This is a genomic window from Streptomyces sp. NPDC059564, assembly GCF_042735575.1.
Classification (GTDB): Bacteria; Actinomycetota; Actinomycetes; order Streptomycetales; family Streptomycetaceae; genus Streptomyces.
Window position 1 is genome coordinate 1 of record NZ_JBHWBP010000203.1, and the last position, 13,587, is coordinate 13,587.

Here is a 13,587-nt window from a genome sequence, read left to right on the forward strand (position 1 = left end):
CACCAGTGGCGGGGCCCCTCGGCTTCTTCTTTTTCCGTCTTCGCGCGCCTCGCGTCTTCGCGCGCCCTACGGGGCCAGCGGCGGGCGGTAGGTGGTGTCCGGGCCGCCCGTGGGCCGGTCCTCGCGGATGACCTCGCCCTGGACGACCTTGCCGTCGGGGTAGTGGATACGGGCCTGGGTGAAGGCGTCACCGAAACCGCCCGGGGCCGCCGAGGCCATCTTCCGCTCCAGGGTGCGCTCGGCCCGGCGCGCCGCGAAGGCCCGTACGGGCGGCAGCAGCAGGAGCAGGCCGGCCACGTCGGAGAGCAGGCCGGGCATGATCAGCAGCAGCCCGGCCAGCATGGTCATGCCGTTGCCGGAGCCCTTGGGCGGCTGCGGGGCCGGCGTCTCGCCGGCCATCGCCTGCGCCTGGGCCTGCTGGAAGGTCTGGGTGAGGTTCTTGAAGGCCCGCCGTCCGGCGCGCTTGATGACCACCACGCCCAGTGCCATCGAGCCCGCGATCAGCGCGGCCACGGCCAGCCCGCCGGCCGTTGCGGCGACCAGGCTGAGCAGCCAGATCTCCAGGATCAGCCAGGCGGCGACCGCCAGGGGGAGGAAGGTACGGGCGGGCGAGCGCCGTCGGGGGGCCGTCGAAGTTCCGGTCCCGAAGGATCCAGTGCCGGTCGTCATACCACCAGTGTGCCGGGTCCGGGTTAAAAGCGGCCTCAGCCGGAGGTACCGGACATCCCCTAGGGGGCCGGGGTCAGGCGGGGCGCTTGCCGGTGAGCTTGGCGGCGCGCTCCTTGAGACCCCACTGGGTGACCCGCCACAGGGCCTCGACCACGATGTCCTTGCTCATCTTGGAGTCGCCGAGCTCGCGCTCCACGAAGGTGATGGGCACCTCGACCACGTGGAAGCCCTTGCGGACGGCCCGGCGGGCCAGGTCCACCTGGAAGCAGTACCCCGCCGAGGCGACCTCGTCCAGGCCGAGCCCCTCCAGCGTCTCGCGGCGGAAGGCGCGGTAGCCGCCGGTGACGTCGCGGATCGGGACGTCCAGCATCAGCCGGGAGTACGTGGACCCGCCCCGGGAGAGGAACTCGCGGCTCTTGGGCCAGTTGACGACGCGGCCGCCGGGCACCCAGCGGGAGCCGAGCACCAGGTCGGCGCCGCCCAGCGCGGTCAGCAGGCGGGGCAGCTCCTCGGGCTGGTGGGAGCCGTCGGCGTCCATCTCGACGATGACCCCGTAGCCGTGCTCCAGGCCCCAGGCGAAGCCCGCGAGGTAGGCGGCGCCGAGGCCCTCCTTGCCCTTGCGGTGCAGGACGTGGACGTGGTCGTCGGTGGCGGCCAGCTCGTCGGCGAGCTTGCCCGTGCCGTCGGGGCTGTTGTCGTCGGCGACGAGGATGTGCGCCTCGGGCACCGCGGCGCGCACCCGGCCGGTGATCAGGCCGATGTTCTCGGCCTCGTTGTACGTCGGAATGATCACCAGGGTGGTGCCGAGCGGCCCGTAGGTCCGCTGTCCGCCGTCGCTCACTGGGTCCCCTTGCGTGGTTCTCGTCCGGCCTGACTCGTCCAGCCCGTCACAGCAGGATGATTTTAGAACAGCGATCGGGGCCGGCGGTCCTTCGGGCCGGACCGGCTCCCGCTGGCTGCGGGCCGCCGTGACCGTTGTCTACTGGACCGCCGGACCCCGATCCGGGGCCACCAGCCGCCCGGCGAAACCTTCCCTCGCCCCCGAGGCGCGGGTGCGCTGAGCGGACGGGTCCCACCGGCACGGAGGTCCTGTGGTGGACCCGGCCGAACCTATCCGGGTCCGGCCGCCGGGACCGAACCCAGGCAGGGCGGATCACCCCTGTGGCCGTACGAATACCTCCCGGCCGCCGACGACCGTCGCCAGGCACACCGGAAGCTCCCGGCCGGGGCTCAGATCGGGCAGTCCGGGGGTGCCGGAGCGGGGGTCGGTGGACCAGCGGGCGACCCGGTCGTCGGGGGCCTGCACCACCAGTTCACCGGTCTGCCAGAGGGCGTAGTCGGCGGGGGCGCCGGGCACGAGGGTGCCCGCGTCGTCCCGGCCCAGGGCCCGCCAGCCGCCCCGGGTGTGGGCGGCGAAGGCGGCCCGTACGGAGATCCGGTGCTCGGGCGTGCGGTGGAAGGCGGCCGCGCGGACGGTGCCCCAGGGGTCGAGCGGGGTGACGGGGGCGTCGGAGCCGAAGGCCAGCGGGACGCCGGCCTTGAGCATCGCCGCGTACGGGTTGAGGGTGCGGGCGCGCTCCGTGCCGAGCCGGTCCGCGTACATGCCCTCGTCCCCGCCCCAGGCGGCGTCGAAGGCGGGCTGCACGGAGGCGGTGAGGCCGAGTTCGGCGAAGGCGGCGATGGTGGCCGGGGTCATCATCTCGGCGTGCTCGACGCGGTGCCGGGCGGCCCGGACCCGCTCCAGGCCGACCTTCGCGGCGGCGGTCCGCACCCCCTCGACCACGGCGGTGACGGCGGCGTCCCCGATGGCGTGGAACCCGGCCTGCAGCCCGGCCTCGGTGCAGGCGGCCACGTGGTCGGCGACGGCGGCGGCGTCCAGGTACCCGGTGCCGGTGTGGGCGGCGTCGGCGTACGGGGCGTGCAGGCAGGCGGTGTGCGAACCGAGCGCGCCGTCCACGAAGAGGTCGCCGGCGGCGCCGACGGCCCCGAGCTCCTTGGCGCGGGCGAGGTCCCGGTCGGCCCAGTAGCCGAAGACGCGCGGCCCGGGCCGCTGCCCGGCCAGCTCCAGCAGGGCGGTGAAGTCCTCGGCCGAGGAGATGTCGGGGCCGCCGCACTCGTGGAGGGAGCCGATGCCGAGGGAGGCGGCCCGGTCGAGGGCCGCCCGCTGGGCCTCGGCGCGCTGGGCGGGGGTGACGGCGGCGAGGGCGGTCCGCCGGACGGCGTGGTGGTCGTCCCGGGTCAGCGGCTCGTCCCCGTGGGGGGTCACGCCCGGTACGAGGTCCAGCAGGGCGGTGGTGACGACGGCGGAGTGCACGTCGATCCGGCTCAGGTAGAGGGGACGGCCGCCGGCGGCCCGGTCCAGCTCCTCCCGGCGCGGGGCCCGCCGCTCGGGCCAGCGGGCGGCGTCCCAGCCGTGCCCGAGGAGCACCCGGTCGGCGGGGCGGCCCGCGGCGTACTCGCGTACGAGCTCCAGCGCCTCCGGGAGGGTGCGGGCGCCGGTCAGGTCGAGGCCGGTGAGGGCGAGGCCGGCGGAGGTGGCGTGGACGTGGGCGTCGGTGAAGGCGGGCGTGACGAGCGCCCCGCCGAGGTCGACGACCTCGTCCACGCCCCGCGCGAAGGCGTCGGCGGCCCCTTCGGAGCCGACCCAGGCGATGTGGCCGCGCTCGACGACCATCGCGGTGGCGAAGGGATCGGCGGGGCTGTGCACCTCGCCTCCGCGCAGCAGGACGGTACGGGCGGGTGCGGTGGCGGTGCGGTCGCTCATGGACCCCAGTCTCGCCCCTCCCCGCCCCGCCCCCGAACCGGGGTGGGCCCCGCCCCGGGGCTACACGCGGGGCGGGCGGGCTTCGTAGGGAGTGGAGAGGACCACCGTCGTGCGGGTGGAGACGTGGGCCAGGGCGCGCAGGCGGCCCAGGAGGTCCTCGAGTTCCAGCGGCGTGGCCACGCGGACCTTCAGGATGTAGTTCTCGTCGCCCGCGACGCTGTGGCAGGCCTCGATCTCGGGCACGCCGGCCAGCCGCTCGGCGATGTCGTCGGGCGCGCTGGGGTCGAACGGCTTGACCGAGATGAAGGCGGTCAGGGGCAGCCCGACGGCCTCGGGGTCGACGACGGCCGCGTAGCCGCGGATGACGCCCCGCTGCTCCAGGCGGCGTACTCGCTGGTGGACCGCCGACGTGGACAGGCCCGTGGCCTTGCCCAGGTCCGTGTAGCTCATCCGCCCGTCCCGCACGAGCAGATCCACGATCTGGCGGTCCAGCTCCTCCATTGCGCTCATAGCCGCTCAACCTATTGCCCGAACCGCTCCAGGCACAGCGGTGTCCACGCTGAAGTGGCCCAGAAGTGGCACCTGCGCCGGGCATGTGACCAAAGCCACAGGGGTGGAGGGGCGTACGACCGGCCGTCGCGGTTACTCGTGCCGCGCGGCGGGAAGTGCTTGGTGTGGCCGTGGCCGAAGAACCTGCCCGCCGCGGCCCACCCAAGGGGGAGTACATCCATGCAGAACACCAAGCGCGCCGGTCGCATCGAACCGGAGCCCCTGGAATCGCTCGATACCGCGTACGCGGACGACGAGGACTACCTCGACGACGCGGAGGGCTTCGAGGTCCACCACGCGATCTGCCCCGACTGCGGCCAGTCGATCGCCCTCGTCGCGGACGAGGAGCACCTGCCGCAGCACGCGCTGTGCCTGAGCCCGTGGAACCCCTTCGGGCTCACGGTGTGCGCGGGCACCGGCCGGCCGGTCTCGGACGCGCTGCCGACGGTGGGCCTGCTCCAGCAGGAGCTGCGGGAGCTGGAGCCGGTGGTCCACTTCGACCTGCCGCAGGGACTCGACTGGCGGACGCAGCCCTTCTCGCACGTCGGCGGTCCGGGCTCGCGTCCCGTGGCCGTGCCGGTGGCCGTGCTGCCGCAGATGCGCCAGCACGCGCAGGCCGCCTGACCCCGGCTACCAGTAGGTTCCCTGCACCATGGCGGCGAGGCTGCCGTGGTGCAGGATCAGCCCGTCTGCGTAGTCGGCGTCCGCCGGGATCTCGACCTCCCCGAAGTGCGCCTGCCGGTAGGCGATGCGCAGCATGACGATCCCGTGCCGCAGGGCGGCGTAGAGGGTGTGGAACTCCATGTCCCGCGGGGTGTGCCCGGTGAGTTCCGCGTAGCGGCGTTCCAGGTCGTCGCGGCGCAGGAAGTCCGGCAGGCCGCTCTGGCCGAAGCCGACGGTCAGGTCCTGGAAGAAGCGGTGCAGATAGACGGTCCAGCCGAGGTCGACCTCGCGCGGGGCGTATGCGGCCATCTCCCAGTCGAGGACGGCGACGGGCGTGAAGCCGTCGTAGACGACGTTCCCGATGCGGGCGTCCCCCCAGTTCAGGACGGGGTCCCCCTCGTCGGCGGGCCAGAGTTCCTCCAGGCGCTCGAAGGCGCGTTCCAGCAGGGGGGAGCGGGCCAGGCCGTCCACGACCCAGGCGTAGTAGGCGCGCTGGGCGTCGACGTGGCGGCGCAGCGGGCTGCCGTCGCCCGGCGGCAGGAGGAAGGCCGCCTCCTTCGCGGGGAAGCCGTCGTGCAGGCGGGCCAGCAGGGAGATGCTCGACTCCTGGAGCGCGGCGCGTTCGGCGTCGGTGGCGGCGTGCAGCCAGTTGCCCTCGTAGGTGTAGGGCATGACGTCGGGCGGTACGCGGCCCTCGGCGCGGGCCATCACGAAGAACGGCGCTCCGAGCGGCGCCGGGTCCTCCTCCAGCCACAGGGTGCGCGGCACGGGGAGGTCCGTGTGCTCGGCGACCAGGCTCATCACGCGGTGCTGGCGCGGCATGTCGTACGAGGGGAAGACGGTGTACGCGGCCGGGTCGGCGGCGAGGCGCAGGGCGCAGGCGCGGACGGGGGCGTCGGGGTGCTCGATGTCGAAGAGCAGGGTCTCGCTGGACATGCCGTTGGAGGCGGGGACGGAGGCGCGGGCCACCTTGGCCCCGGGGAGGTGGCGGCCGAGCCAGGCTTCGAGGCGGCGGCCGAGTTCCTCGGGCTCACGGGTGGAGGTGCGCGGGCGTGGTGCCGTGGCCATGGGCGGGCTCCTTCAGTGCGGGGCGACGGAGGAGTAGTCGGCGAAGCCGCTGGGGTCGTGGCGGCCGAAGCTGCCGTGCTCGAAGATGCCGAAGCCGGTGCGGCCCTCCAGGGTGAAGCGGGCGGCGTGGTCGGTGACCCCGAAGGCGGCCATGGGGTGGGCGGCCGGGTCGGTGAGGTCGTAGACGCGGCGGTCGGTCCAGCCGCGGCCCTGCCAGGTGCCGTGCTGCCAGTCGGTGGCGGGCGGGTAGCCGGCGCCGATGGCGAGCGGGGAGGAGGCGAGGATCTCCACGCCGAGTTCGAGGGGTTTGCGGTCGGCGGGGTCGGTGAGGTGGACGACCGCGCTCTCGGGGTGGCGGGTGCCGGGCCGGTAGCGGATGTCGGTGTGCGGCCAGCCGAGCTGGACGTCGTGGCGGCCGCTGTCCTCGGGGAAGACCTGGACGGCCTCGCTCAGGGTGCGGTGGCCGTCGGCGTCCTCCTGGGTGATGACCATGAGGAAGCGGTCCTCGAAGCGGACGGGGATCCAGAGCCAGTGGAAGCCCTCGGGTCGGTGTTCCTCGGCGGCCCGGCCGCCGTCCTCGCCGGGTATGGGGCGCACGCCCCAGCTGCGGTCGCGGGTGCCGGTCCACTCCCCCGGGGTGAGGGTGAACTCCTCGCCCTTGGCGCGGAGGGTGCCGGTGACCTCGCCGGCCTGGACGAAGCGGCGGCCCTCCAGCATGAGGCGGTCGCCGCGGCGCTGGGTGTGGTGGGGCTCCCAGACGGCGGGGAAGGCGGCGGTCCAGGTGATGTCGTACGAGAGTCCGTGCGGGTCCTCGGGGTCGGGGTCGCAGCGCAGGGTGAGGCGGCGCAGGGGGGCGTCGACGGTGATCGACAGGGGGCCGACGGAGAGGTTCATCCGGTCGTCGGTGAGGGCGTCGGAGGCACGGACGGCGATCAGTTCACCGCCGAGGCGGAGGGTGGCGTAGGCGTCGATGACGCCGGCGTTGGGGTAGACGCCGAGGCCGAGGATGAGGACGGCGCGGCCGGTGTGGTCGAAGACGTGGAAGATGCAGCGGTCGTAGGCGTTGCGGTCGCCGGTGACGAGGTGCTTCATCGACAGGGGGGCCTGGTGGATGGGGTACTCGTCGAGGGGTACGGGTCGGTCCGCGGGCACGGCAAACCTCCTGGGGGCAGGGGTGGGCGGCGGCTGAGCGGATATGACGGTACGTCAGAAACCGTGTCCGGGGCCAGGGTTGTGGCACATCCTGGCAGCCCGGCACGTCCGGCCACGCGGGCCCGCCGGACGGGCCGCGAATTCCGCGAGGGGGCCGGGGCGGCGCGGCGACGGGGATGCCGGGGCGACGGGTCCGCGCCGGAACGGGTCGCGGTGGCGATGGGGCCGCGCCGGACGGGGGACGCGGCAGCGGCCGGGCCGGGACAGGGGCACGGCAGCGGCCGGGCCGGGCCGGAACAGGGGCACGGCAGCGGCCGGGCCGGGCCGGAACAGGGGCACGGCAGCGGCCGGGCCGGGCCGGAACGGGGACGCGGCAGCGGCCGGGCCGGGCCGCGAGGGACACCTCGAACGGATGGGCGCGGGCGGGGAGGGGTTACCCGCGCTCCGGGTCCCGCGTTGGCCGTGCATGACCGCTCTGGAGACGCCCACGCCGAGAGTGGGGCGCCGGCGCCGCCCCACCCCTCCCGGCTACGAAGAATCGGTTCAGCAGCCGGTTCAGCCGGCGCCGACGCCTGCTCCGCGGCCGGTGTGGCAGCAGACCCGGCAGCCCCGGCATCCGGATCCGCCGATCTACGGGGCCCTGCTCGCCCGCTGGGCCGCCGACGGCCGGACGCTGCCGGGGCGGCGCGATCCGGAGTGGTCCCGGATCGCGTCCTCCCCGATCTGGCCGAGCGGCCCCCTGTACGACGGCCCGTAACCGGGCGGCCCGGGGGCGGCGGAGCCCGGTCAGCGCGTCTCGGGACCGGCCAGGTGGCGGGCGATGACCATGCGCTGGATCTGGTTGGTGCCCTCCACGATCTGGAGCACCTTCGCCTCGCGCATCAGCCGCTCCACCGGGAAGTCCGCTGTGTAGCCGTAGCCGCCCAGGACCTGCACCGCGTCCGTGGTGACGGCCATCGCCGCGTCCGTGCAGAACAGCTTGGCCATCGCCGCCTGCCGGGAGAACGGCTTGCCCGCGTCCCGCAGCCGCGCCGCCGCGAGGTAGAGCGCGCGGCCCGCCTCGATCTTGGTCGCCATGTCGGCCAGCATGAAGCGCAGCCCCTGGAAGTCCGCGATCGGGTGCCCGAACTGCTTGCGGCCGAGTGCGTACTCCAGCGCCTCGTCGAGGGCCGCCTGGGCCACTCCTATGGCGCAGGCGGCGATCCCCAGCCGGCCCGCGTCGAGGGCGGCCAGCGCGATGCTGAAGCCCTGGCCCTCCTCGCCGATGCGCCGGGCGTCGGGGACGCGCACGCCGTCGAAGTGCAGCTGGGCGGTGGGCGAGCCCTTCATGCCCATCTTCTTCTCGGGGACCGCGGCCGTCAGACCGGGGGCGTCGCCCGGGACGAGGAAGGCGGTGATGCCCTTGGGGCCGGGGACGCCGGTGCGGGCGAGGACGGTGTAGAAGTCGGCGACGCCGCCGTGGGTGATCCAGGCCTTGGTGCCGTTGATCACCCAGTGGTCGCCCTCACGGACGGCCTTGGTGGTCAGCGAGGCGGCGTCGGAGCCCGCGGCCGGCTCGGACAGGCAGTAGGCGCCGAGCAGCCCGCCGCCGAGCATGTCGGGCAGGTGGGCGGACTGCTGCTCCTTGGTGCCGTACCCGGCGAGGCCGTGGCAGGCCAGCGAGTGCACGCTGACGCCGAGACCGACGGTGAGGCGGGCGTACGCCAGCTCCTCGAGGACCTGGAGGTACACCTCGTACGGCTGCTCGCCGCCGCCGAACTCGCCCGCGTACGGGAGGCCGAGCAGTCCGGCCTCGGAGAGCAGGGTGAAGACCTCCCGGGGGAACCGGCCAGTCTCCTCCTCCTCGGCGGCCCGCGGACGGATCTCGCGCTGGGCGATCTCCCGCACGAGTGCGAGGAGGTCACGGGACTCCTCGGTGGGCAGCTGACGGTCCACCGGCTGTGGGGCGCGGTCGGTCATGGCGGCGCTCTCCTCCCTCGTCAAGCACGGCGGCGACGCGTGAGGTGTGGGACGCGCCGCCGGGTCTCGGTACCCGCAGCCGATGCTGCCCTCCCGGATCGCGGAAGGGCGCGTTCAGTGGCTGCGGCGGGTCGAGTATGCCCGATCAGGCGCTTTCCGTCACCGGTAGGTGATCACGACGATCATCCGGGGTGCTCGCGAGCCCCTCGGGAGCCGCCGGAGGCGCGGGGCACTCCGGGACGAACTCCTCGATCACCGTCAGCGTCGCACGCAGCTGGCGCACCAGCAGGGCGCCGAGTTCCGCCCGGCCGGGCTGCCCTTCGCCGCCCAGGGCGCCGATCCAGTCGAGGGTGGTGCCCTCCACCCCGGAGAGCCAGCCCAGAAGGGCGAGCCGGGCCAGGGGCGGCACCGTACGGCGGCCGTAGGCACCCTCGGCGATGGCGGCGAGCAGCTCCTCGCGGACGGCGTCGCGGATGGCCAGCACCTCGGCGTCGGAGCCGACTCCGCCGGTGACGATGGTGCGGTACGCGGCGTGGTGGTGCTCGGCGTAGTGGAGGTAGCCGTCGATCGTGCGGCGGACCCGCTCGGCGCTCGGCAGGTCCGGCTCGCCGGTGGCGCGGGAGACGAGTTCGGCGACCGAGTCCTCGACGATGGCGAGGTAGTAGCCGCGCTTGCTCTTGAAGTAGTAGTAGATGAGCCCCTTGGCGACCCCGGCGTGCTGGGCGATGTCGTCCACGGAGAGGGCGTCGTACGAGGTGTCGGCGAACAACTTGCGCCCGGTCGCTATGAGTTCGGCCCTGCGGACCTGCGAACGCTCGGTCGTGCCGCGCTGTTGACTATTATTCAAATCCGGCCCTAGCCTCGAACTGCCACAGGATGCCCGCAGTATGGCAGACCTGCGCGCCACGCCCGTTCACACGATTCCCACGCGGTTTCCACGCGATTCCCCAGCAACTCCCCCGCAATTCCTCCGCACATCCCCTGCGCACCGGACGACGTACGGGAGGCACACGCCATGGGCACGGACAAGGGCAGGAGAGCGGCCGCCGAAGGCCGCGTCAACTGGAAGAAGTCGGCGGTCGTCGCGCTGCCGGCGGCCGTCGCGGTCGGCGCGATGGCCGTGGTGATGGCCCAGGGCGCGCTGGCCGCGTCCTTCGCCGTCTCGGGGACCGGTTTCCAGGTCTCCTCCTCCAAGCTGAGCAGCAAGGGGCTCGCCTCCTACGTACAGACGGACCGCTCCGCCGACGGCAAGGGGCACCCGGTCGCGCTGCTGGGCATCGGGGAGGCCACGCTCAGCGACATCTGCCAGTCCGCGGAGGTGGACACCCCGGTCGGGAAGGTGGTGTTCAAGCTGACCGCGGGCGGCCCCGCCGGGGAGGTGACCGCGAGCAGCCTCGTCATCGACGGCGAGGACCTCGACGGCGACGCCACCTTCGGCACGGCCCAGATCGGCCGGGACGCCTCCACCCTCGACCAGGTCGACGGGGTGCGGGGCGAGCCGGGCAAGTTCGGGCTCCAGGCCGGGAACATCGAGGTGGTGGGCGTGAAATCGCACGCCTGGTCCGCGACCGGCGGGAACTTCCGGCTCAAGGGCATGCGGCTCAACGTCAGCCTGGACGGCAGGACGTGCTTCTAGGCCTGCCGGGCCCGCGCGGGCTCCCGCTGCCCGGCCCCCGGCGGCTGCGGGCCTGGCGGCGGACCCGGCCCTTCTGGGGCGGGCTGCTGCTGGTGCTGGGCGGGACCGAGCTGCTGCTGGTCCCGCTCTCCCCGCTGACCGTGCTGGTCAGCCTGGGTCCGGGCGGGATCGCGGCCATCGGGATCGGGGCCGCGCTGATCGCGGCGGGGCTGTTCCTGTGGTTCCTGCCGCAGGCCCGGGCGTACGTGTCGGTGCACGCGCTGCTGCTGTCGGTGCTGTCCTTCGTGGCGACCAACCTGGGCGGCTTCCTCATCGGCATGCTGCTCGGCATCGCGGGCAGCGCGCTGGCCTTCGGCTGGACCCCGCTGCCCGGCCCGGACTCCGGGGCCGAGGAGCCGTACGCGCCCCGGCTGAACGGCAGTGGTCCGCGCACGCTGGCCGCCGCCCTGCCGGTGGTGCTGCTGGCGGCGCTCGCCACGGGCGCCCCGCCCGCGCGGGCGGCATCCGCGGAAGGCCAGGGTCCGCCGCGGGCCGCCCGGACTCCCCCGACGGTCACGACCTCGCTCTTCGCCCCGCGGGGCTTCACCCTCGCGGGGGTCACGGAGGTGCCCACGGTGGACGGGCCGCGCCGGGTGCTGGTGCTGAAGATGGCGGCGGCCTCGCTGCGCGACTACCGGCTGCGCACCCGGGACGGCGGCGACGAGTACGGGCTGGCCGCCACCTCCCTGGACCTGCGCGGCGACGTGACCCTGTACCTGACGAAGTTCAGCGGCTGCATCGAGGGACTGCTGTGCGTCACCTTCAGCCCCGACGGCCTGCCGGCTCCCCCGGTCATCCCGCCGTTCGTCTTCATGACCCGGGTGAGCGCGGAACAGGCGCTGGTCACCGCCGACGTGATCGTCACCGACGGCCTGCGGCTGGACGCCTCGTGATCCCGCTCCGGGCGGCCCCGCCGCGGGCCCACGGGACGGGCGCGGCCCGCACGGTGGCGCAGGGGAGGGTCAGAACCAGCCGAGCCGGGTGACGAGCATGGCCACGACGACCACGAGCGTCCAGCCGAGCACGTGCTCCAGCCAGGAGGAGTCTTCCTTGGGGCCGCCGGTGCCGACGAGGCTGCGGGCGCGGGCGGTGAGGGCGGCGGTGTGTGCGGTCATGCCGTCCAATGTGCCAGCGTTCGCGGCATTCGCGGTAGAGACGAGGGTCACTGGTGGCACGCGTCACGCCGCCGGGCCCCGGGCCCTCCCCGAACGGGAGGGGCTCCGGGGCCCGGCGGGGCGCGGGGCGCGTCCCGGTCAGGTCGTGCCGGTGCGCCGGTCCCCGCCCATGGCGACCATGGCCAGGCCGAGGCACAGGGCGACCGCGCCGGTGATCACGTTGCTGACGACGCTGCGGGTGGTGTCCATCTCCCCGGCCATGACCCAGGGGGCCACGATCGTCCAGGCGCCGATCGCCACGGCCGTCCAGGCCATCGCGTGGGTGCGCTCGTACGCCGATCCCAGCCCGCTCATGCACAGACAGAAGGCCAGACCGGCGATCAGGTTGTTGATGGCCAGCGGGCCCAGCGTGCTGAACCCGGCGATCCAGGGCGAGGCCGCCAGGTACAGGCCCGTGATCAGGGCCAGCGCCTCCACGGCCTGCGCGGCGGGGGTGCTCGTCACCCGTTCGAACCGAGTGCGCATCTCGGCGAGGTCCGGGTGGTGTTCGATGTTCGGATGGGTGGTCATGGTGGGCTGCCTCCTGTGAGAAGCCTTATACGCCCTTTATGCCCAGATTGGCCGGGTTAAGCCTTGTGGGGGGTGGGGTATTTCGCCCATTTTTCCGCCCCCTTCACAGCACGCCGACCGCCTTCAGGGCCGCGGCCTGGGCCGCGTTCGGCGCCGCCGGACCGTAGAGGTAGCAGACGCCCCCGCTGCCGGACACGGTCTTCCCGGCGGCGCTCCGGCGCTTGGTGCGCAGCCAGATGTTCTCCCACTGGCGGCGCTTGTAGACGCGGCGCACGGCCGCGTTGCTCGCCGAGTTGGGGTCGTTGGCGACCACGTCCCCCTCGCGGGTGAAGCCGACGACGGTCATGAGGTGGCCGCTGGTGCCGTAGCCCGCCCCGTCGAGCTCGCCGGCGAGGAAGGACTGCGAGGTGATGACGGGGATCCCCGCAAGGACCAGGGTCTCCAGGTCGGCGAGGGAGCCGAGCCGGGTGACCACCCCGGCGAGACCGGGGTAGGTGGCGGCGTACGCGGCGTTGAAGGGCCAGTTGCCGCAGCCCTTGTAGGCGGCGTCGTAGGTGGAGCGGGCGGCGTGGCAGACCTGCGGGTCGGCGTACTTCGGGTCGACCCAGGTCAGGGACTCGCGGGCGGGCTTGCGGCCCCAGTACTCGATGATCATCTGCGAGGAGGTGGGGCTGCACCAGGCCTCGCCGCCGTTGTCGTACTGGGGGTACTGGCCGGTGTGCACCTCCTGCGAGTAGCGCGGCACCTTCAGTTCGCGGCCGGCGGCCGGCCCCGGGGCGGAGGCCGGGACGGTGAACCGGTCGGGGACGTCGGAGGCCATCGCCCCGGCCAGCCGGAGCGTGGGCCCGCCGCCCGCGCCGGGCTTGCGGTACAGGGTCACGCGCAGCCGCCACCGGGCGATCCGCAGGCCGGTCTCGGGGTGGTCCACGGCCAGGGTGTCGGTCCAGACGGTGCTGCGGCCGTCGGTCTGGCCGTCGACGGAGGTGCGGCGGACGTCCGCGTCGCCGGAGGCCCAGCGGCCCATCACGTACCAGGGGGTGGTGGCGCCGTCGGTGTAGGTGCCGCGCAGTTCGGTCTGGATCCAGGTGCCGGCCGGGGTGTGGGCGTTCCAGGACGCGATGACCTCGGTGGCCGGGACGGTGGAGCGGTGCTCCGGGGAGGTCCAGGTGGCGTGCTCCCAGGCGGCGCTGCGCCCGGTGTGCGGGTCGGCGTACTCGGTACGGCCCGTCGGTGCGGCGAACCCCAGGCCCGGGCGGGTGCCCGCGACGGCGGCGGTGCCCTGGTGGGTGCCCGCCTGCCAGTGGGCGTACGTGAACCAGAACCGGTTGTCGACCGTCCGGACCGGGGCCCCGCCGCCGGCGGAGGCCGGGGCGGATCCGGAGTCCGGGGCGGGCTCGGGGTCC

Annotated in this window: 15 protein-coding genes; 4 read left to right on the forward strand and 11 right to left on the reverse strand. The window is 74.1% G+C overall.

Features of this window, described 5'->3' with window-relative positions; genetic code table 11:
* Positions 1 to 66: 66 nt before the first annotated feature.
* The 4 genes from fxsA to ACFV0Q_RS27490 all read right to left on the reverse strand — a co-directional run bounded on the left by fxsA (position 67) and on the right by ACFV0Q_RS27490 (position 3,934).
* A complete protein-coding gene (fxsA, locus tag ACFV0Q_RS27475) occupies positions 67 to 669 on the reverse strand; it encodes an FxsA family membrane protein (protein ID WP_385009046.1) in 603 nt (200 codons plus the stop codon).
* A gap of 73 nt (positions 670 to 742) precedes the next feature.
* Positions 743 to 1,510 (reverse strand): polyprenol monophosphomannose synthase, encoded by a 768-nt coding sequence (locus ACFV0Q_RS27480; protein ID WP_385009047.1) that lies wholly within the window; start codon positions 1,508 to 1,510, stop codon positions 743 to 745.
* Between the two features lie 312 nt (positions 1,511 to 1,822).
* Positions 1,823 to 3,433: an amidohydrolase gene (locus tag ACFV0Q_RS27485; RefSeq protein WP_385009048.1), complete on the reverse strand. Its 1,611-nt coding sequence runs from the start codon at positions 3,431 to 3,433 to the stop codon at positions 1,823 to 1,825.
* Positions 3,434 to 3,493: 60 nt separating this feature from the next.
* Positions 3,494 to 3,934, reverse strand: coding sequence for an Lrp/AsnC family transcriptional regulator (locus ACFV0Q_RS27490; protein WP_030240692.1), 441 nt, complete (start codon positions 3,932 to 3,934; stop codon positions 3,494 to 3,496).
* A gap of 228 nt (positions 3,935 to 4,162) precedes the next feature.
* Here ACFV0Q_RS27490 and ACFV0Q_RS27495 point away from each other — a divergent pair, with 228 nt between their 5' ends.
* Complete coding sequence (locus ACFV0Q_RS27495) at positions 4,163 to 4,606, forward strand: hypothetical protein (protein ID WP_385009049.1); 444 nt, start codon at positions 4,163 to 4,165, stop codon at positions 4,604 to 4,606.
* 6 nt (positions 4,607 to 4,612) lie between these two features.
* Here the strand turns inward: ACFV0Q_RS27495 and ACFV0Q_RS27500 are convergent, their stop codons facing one another.
* On the reverse strand, positions 4,613 to 5,713 hold the full coding sequence (locus ACFV0Q_RS27500; RefSeq protein ID WP_385009050.1) for a phosphotransferase family protein: 1,101 nt from the start codon (positions 5,711 to 5,713) through the stop codon (positions 4,613 to 4,615).
* A 12-nt stretch (positions 5,714 to 5,725) separates the two neighbouring features.
* Positions 5,726 to 6,805 (reverse strand): hypothetical protein, encoded by a 1,080-nt coding sequence (locus tag ACFV0Q_RS27505; RefSeq protein WP_385009059.1) that lies wholly within the window; start codon positions 6,803 to 6,805, stop codon positions 5,726 to 5,728.
* A 646-nt stretch (positions 6,806 to 7,451) separates the two neighbouring features.
* Between ACFV0Q_RS27505 and ACFV0Q_RS27510 the strand changes: the two genes are divergently transcribed.
* Positions 7,452 to 7,622, forward strand: coding sequence for a hypothetical protein (locus tag ACFV0Q_RS27510; protein WP_385009051.1), 171 nt, complete (start codon positions 7,452 to 7,454; stop codon positions 7,620 to 7,622).
* A 29-nt stretch (positions 7,623 to 7,651) separates the two neighbouring features.
* Here ACFV0Q_RS27510 and ACFV0Q_RS27515 read toward each other — a convergent pair whose 3' ends face one another.
* Complete coding sequence (locus ACFV0Q_RS27515; RefSeq protein WP_385009052.1) at positions 7,652 to 8,824, reverse strand: acyl-CoA dehydrogenase; 1,173 nt, start codon at positions 8,822 to 8,824, stop codon at positions 7,652 to 7,654.
* Between the two features lie 145 nt (positions 8,825 to 8,969).
* Positions 8,970 to 9,671: a TetR/AcrR family transcriptional regulator gene (locus tag ACFV0Q_RS27520; RefSeq protein WP_385009053.1), complete on the reverse strand. Its 702-nt coding sequence runs from the start codon at positions 9,669 to 9,671 to the stop codon at positions 8,970 to 8,972.
* Between the two features lie 168 nt (positions 9,672 to 9,839).
* On the opposite strand from ACFV0Q_RS27520, the gene ACFV0Q_RS27525 reads away from it, so the two are divergent.
* Both ACFV0Q_RS27525 and ACFV0Q_RS27530 read left to right on the forward strand, forming a co-directional pair.
* Positions 9,840 to 10,460: a DUF6230 family protein gene (locus tag ACFV0Q_RS27525; RefSeq protein WP_385009054.1), complete on the forward strand. Its 621-nt coding sequence runs from the start codon at positions 9,840 to 9,842 to the stop codon at positions 10,458 to 10,460.
* A complete protein-coding gene (locus ACFV0Q_RS27530; protein WP_385009055.1) occupies positions 10,451 to 11,392 on the forward strand; it encodes a DUF6114 domain-containing protein in 942 nt (313 codons plus the stop codon). Before ACFV0Q_RS27525 ends, ACFV0Q_RS27530 begins: the two co-directional genes overlap by 10 nt.
* Positions 11,393 to 11,461: 69 nt before the next feature.
* Here ACFV0Q_RS27530 and ACFV0Q_RS27535 read toward each other — a convergent pair whose 3' ends face one another.
* The 3 genes from ACFV0Q_RS27535 to ACFV0Q_RS27545 all read right to left on the reverse strand — a co-directional run.
* Complete coding sequence (locus tag ACFV0Q_RS27535) at positions 11,462 to 11,614, reverse strand: SCO1431 family membrane protein (protein WP_385009056.1); 153 nt, start codon at positions 11,612 to 11,614, stop codon at positions 11,462 to 11,464.
* A 138-nt stretch (positions 11,615 to 11,752) separates the two neighbouring features.
* Entirely contained in the window at positions 11,753 to 12,184 is a 432-nt protein-coding gene (locus ACFV0Q_RS27540) for an SPW repeat protein (protein WP_385009057.1), read from the reverse strand.
* Between the two features lie 103 nt (positions 12,185 to 12,287).
* A partial coding sequence (locus tag ACFV0Q_RS27545; protein WP_385009058.1) for a peptidase C39 family protein occupies positions 12,288 to 13,587 on the reverse strand: 1,300 nt, incomplete at its 5' end.

Coding starts and splice junctions, on each gene's coding strand:
- fxsA (WP_385009046.1), bottom strand. CDS start 669: ATGACGACCGGCACTGGATCCTTCGGGACCGGAACTTCGACGGCCCCC.
- ACFV0Q_RS27485 (WP_385009048.1), bottom strand. CDS start 3,433: ATGAGCGACCGCACCGCCACCGCACCCGCCCGTACCGTCCTGCTGCGC.
- ACFV0Q_RS27490 (WP_030240692.1), bottom strand. CDS start 3,934: ATGGAGGAGCTGGACCGCCAGATCGTGGATCTGCTCGTGCGGGACGGG.
- ACFV0Q_RS27495 (WP_385009049.1), top strand. CDS start 4,163: ATGCAGAACACCAAGCGCGCCGGTCGCATCGAACCGGAGCCCCTGGAA.
- ACFV0Q_RS27500 (WP_385009050.1), bottom strand. CDS start 5,713: ATGGCCACGGCACCACGCCCGCGCACCTCCACCCGTGAGCCCGAGGAA.
- ACFV0Q_RS27505 (WP_385009059.1), bottom strand. CDS start 6,805: ATGAAGCACCTCGTCACCGGCGACCGCAACGCCTACGACCGCTGCATC.
- ACFV0Q_RS27515 (WP_385009052.1), bottom strand. CDS start 8,824: ATGACCGACCGCGCCCCACAGCCGGTGGACCGTCAGCTGCCCACCGAG.
- ACFV0Q_RS27525 (WP_385009054.1), top strand. CDS start 9,840: ATGGGCACGGACAAGGGCAGGAGAGCGGCCGCCGAAGGCCGCGTCAAC.
- ACFV0Q_RS27535 (WP_385009056.1), bottom strand. CDS start 11,614: ATGACCGCACACACCGCCGCCCTCACCGCCCGCGCCCGCAGCCTCGTC.
- ACFV0Q_RS27540 (WP_385009057.1), bottom strand. CDS start 12,184: ATGACCACCCATCCGAACATCGAACACCACCCGGACCTCGCCGAGATG.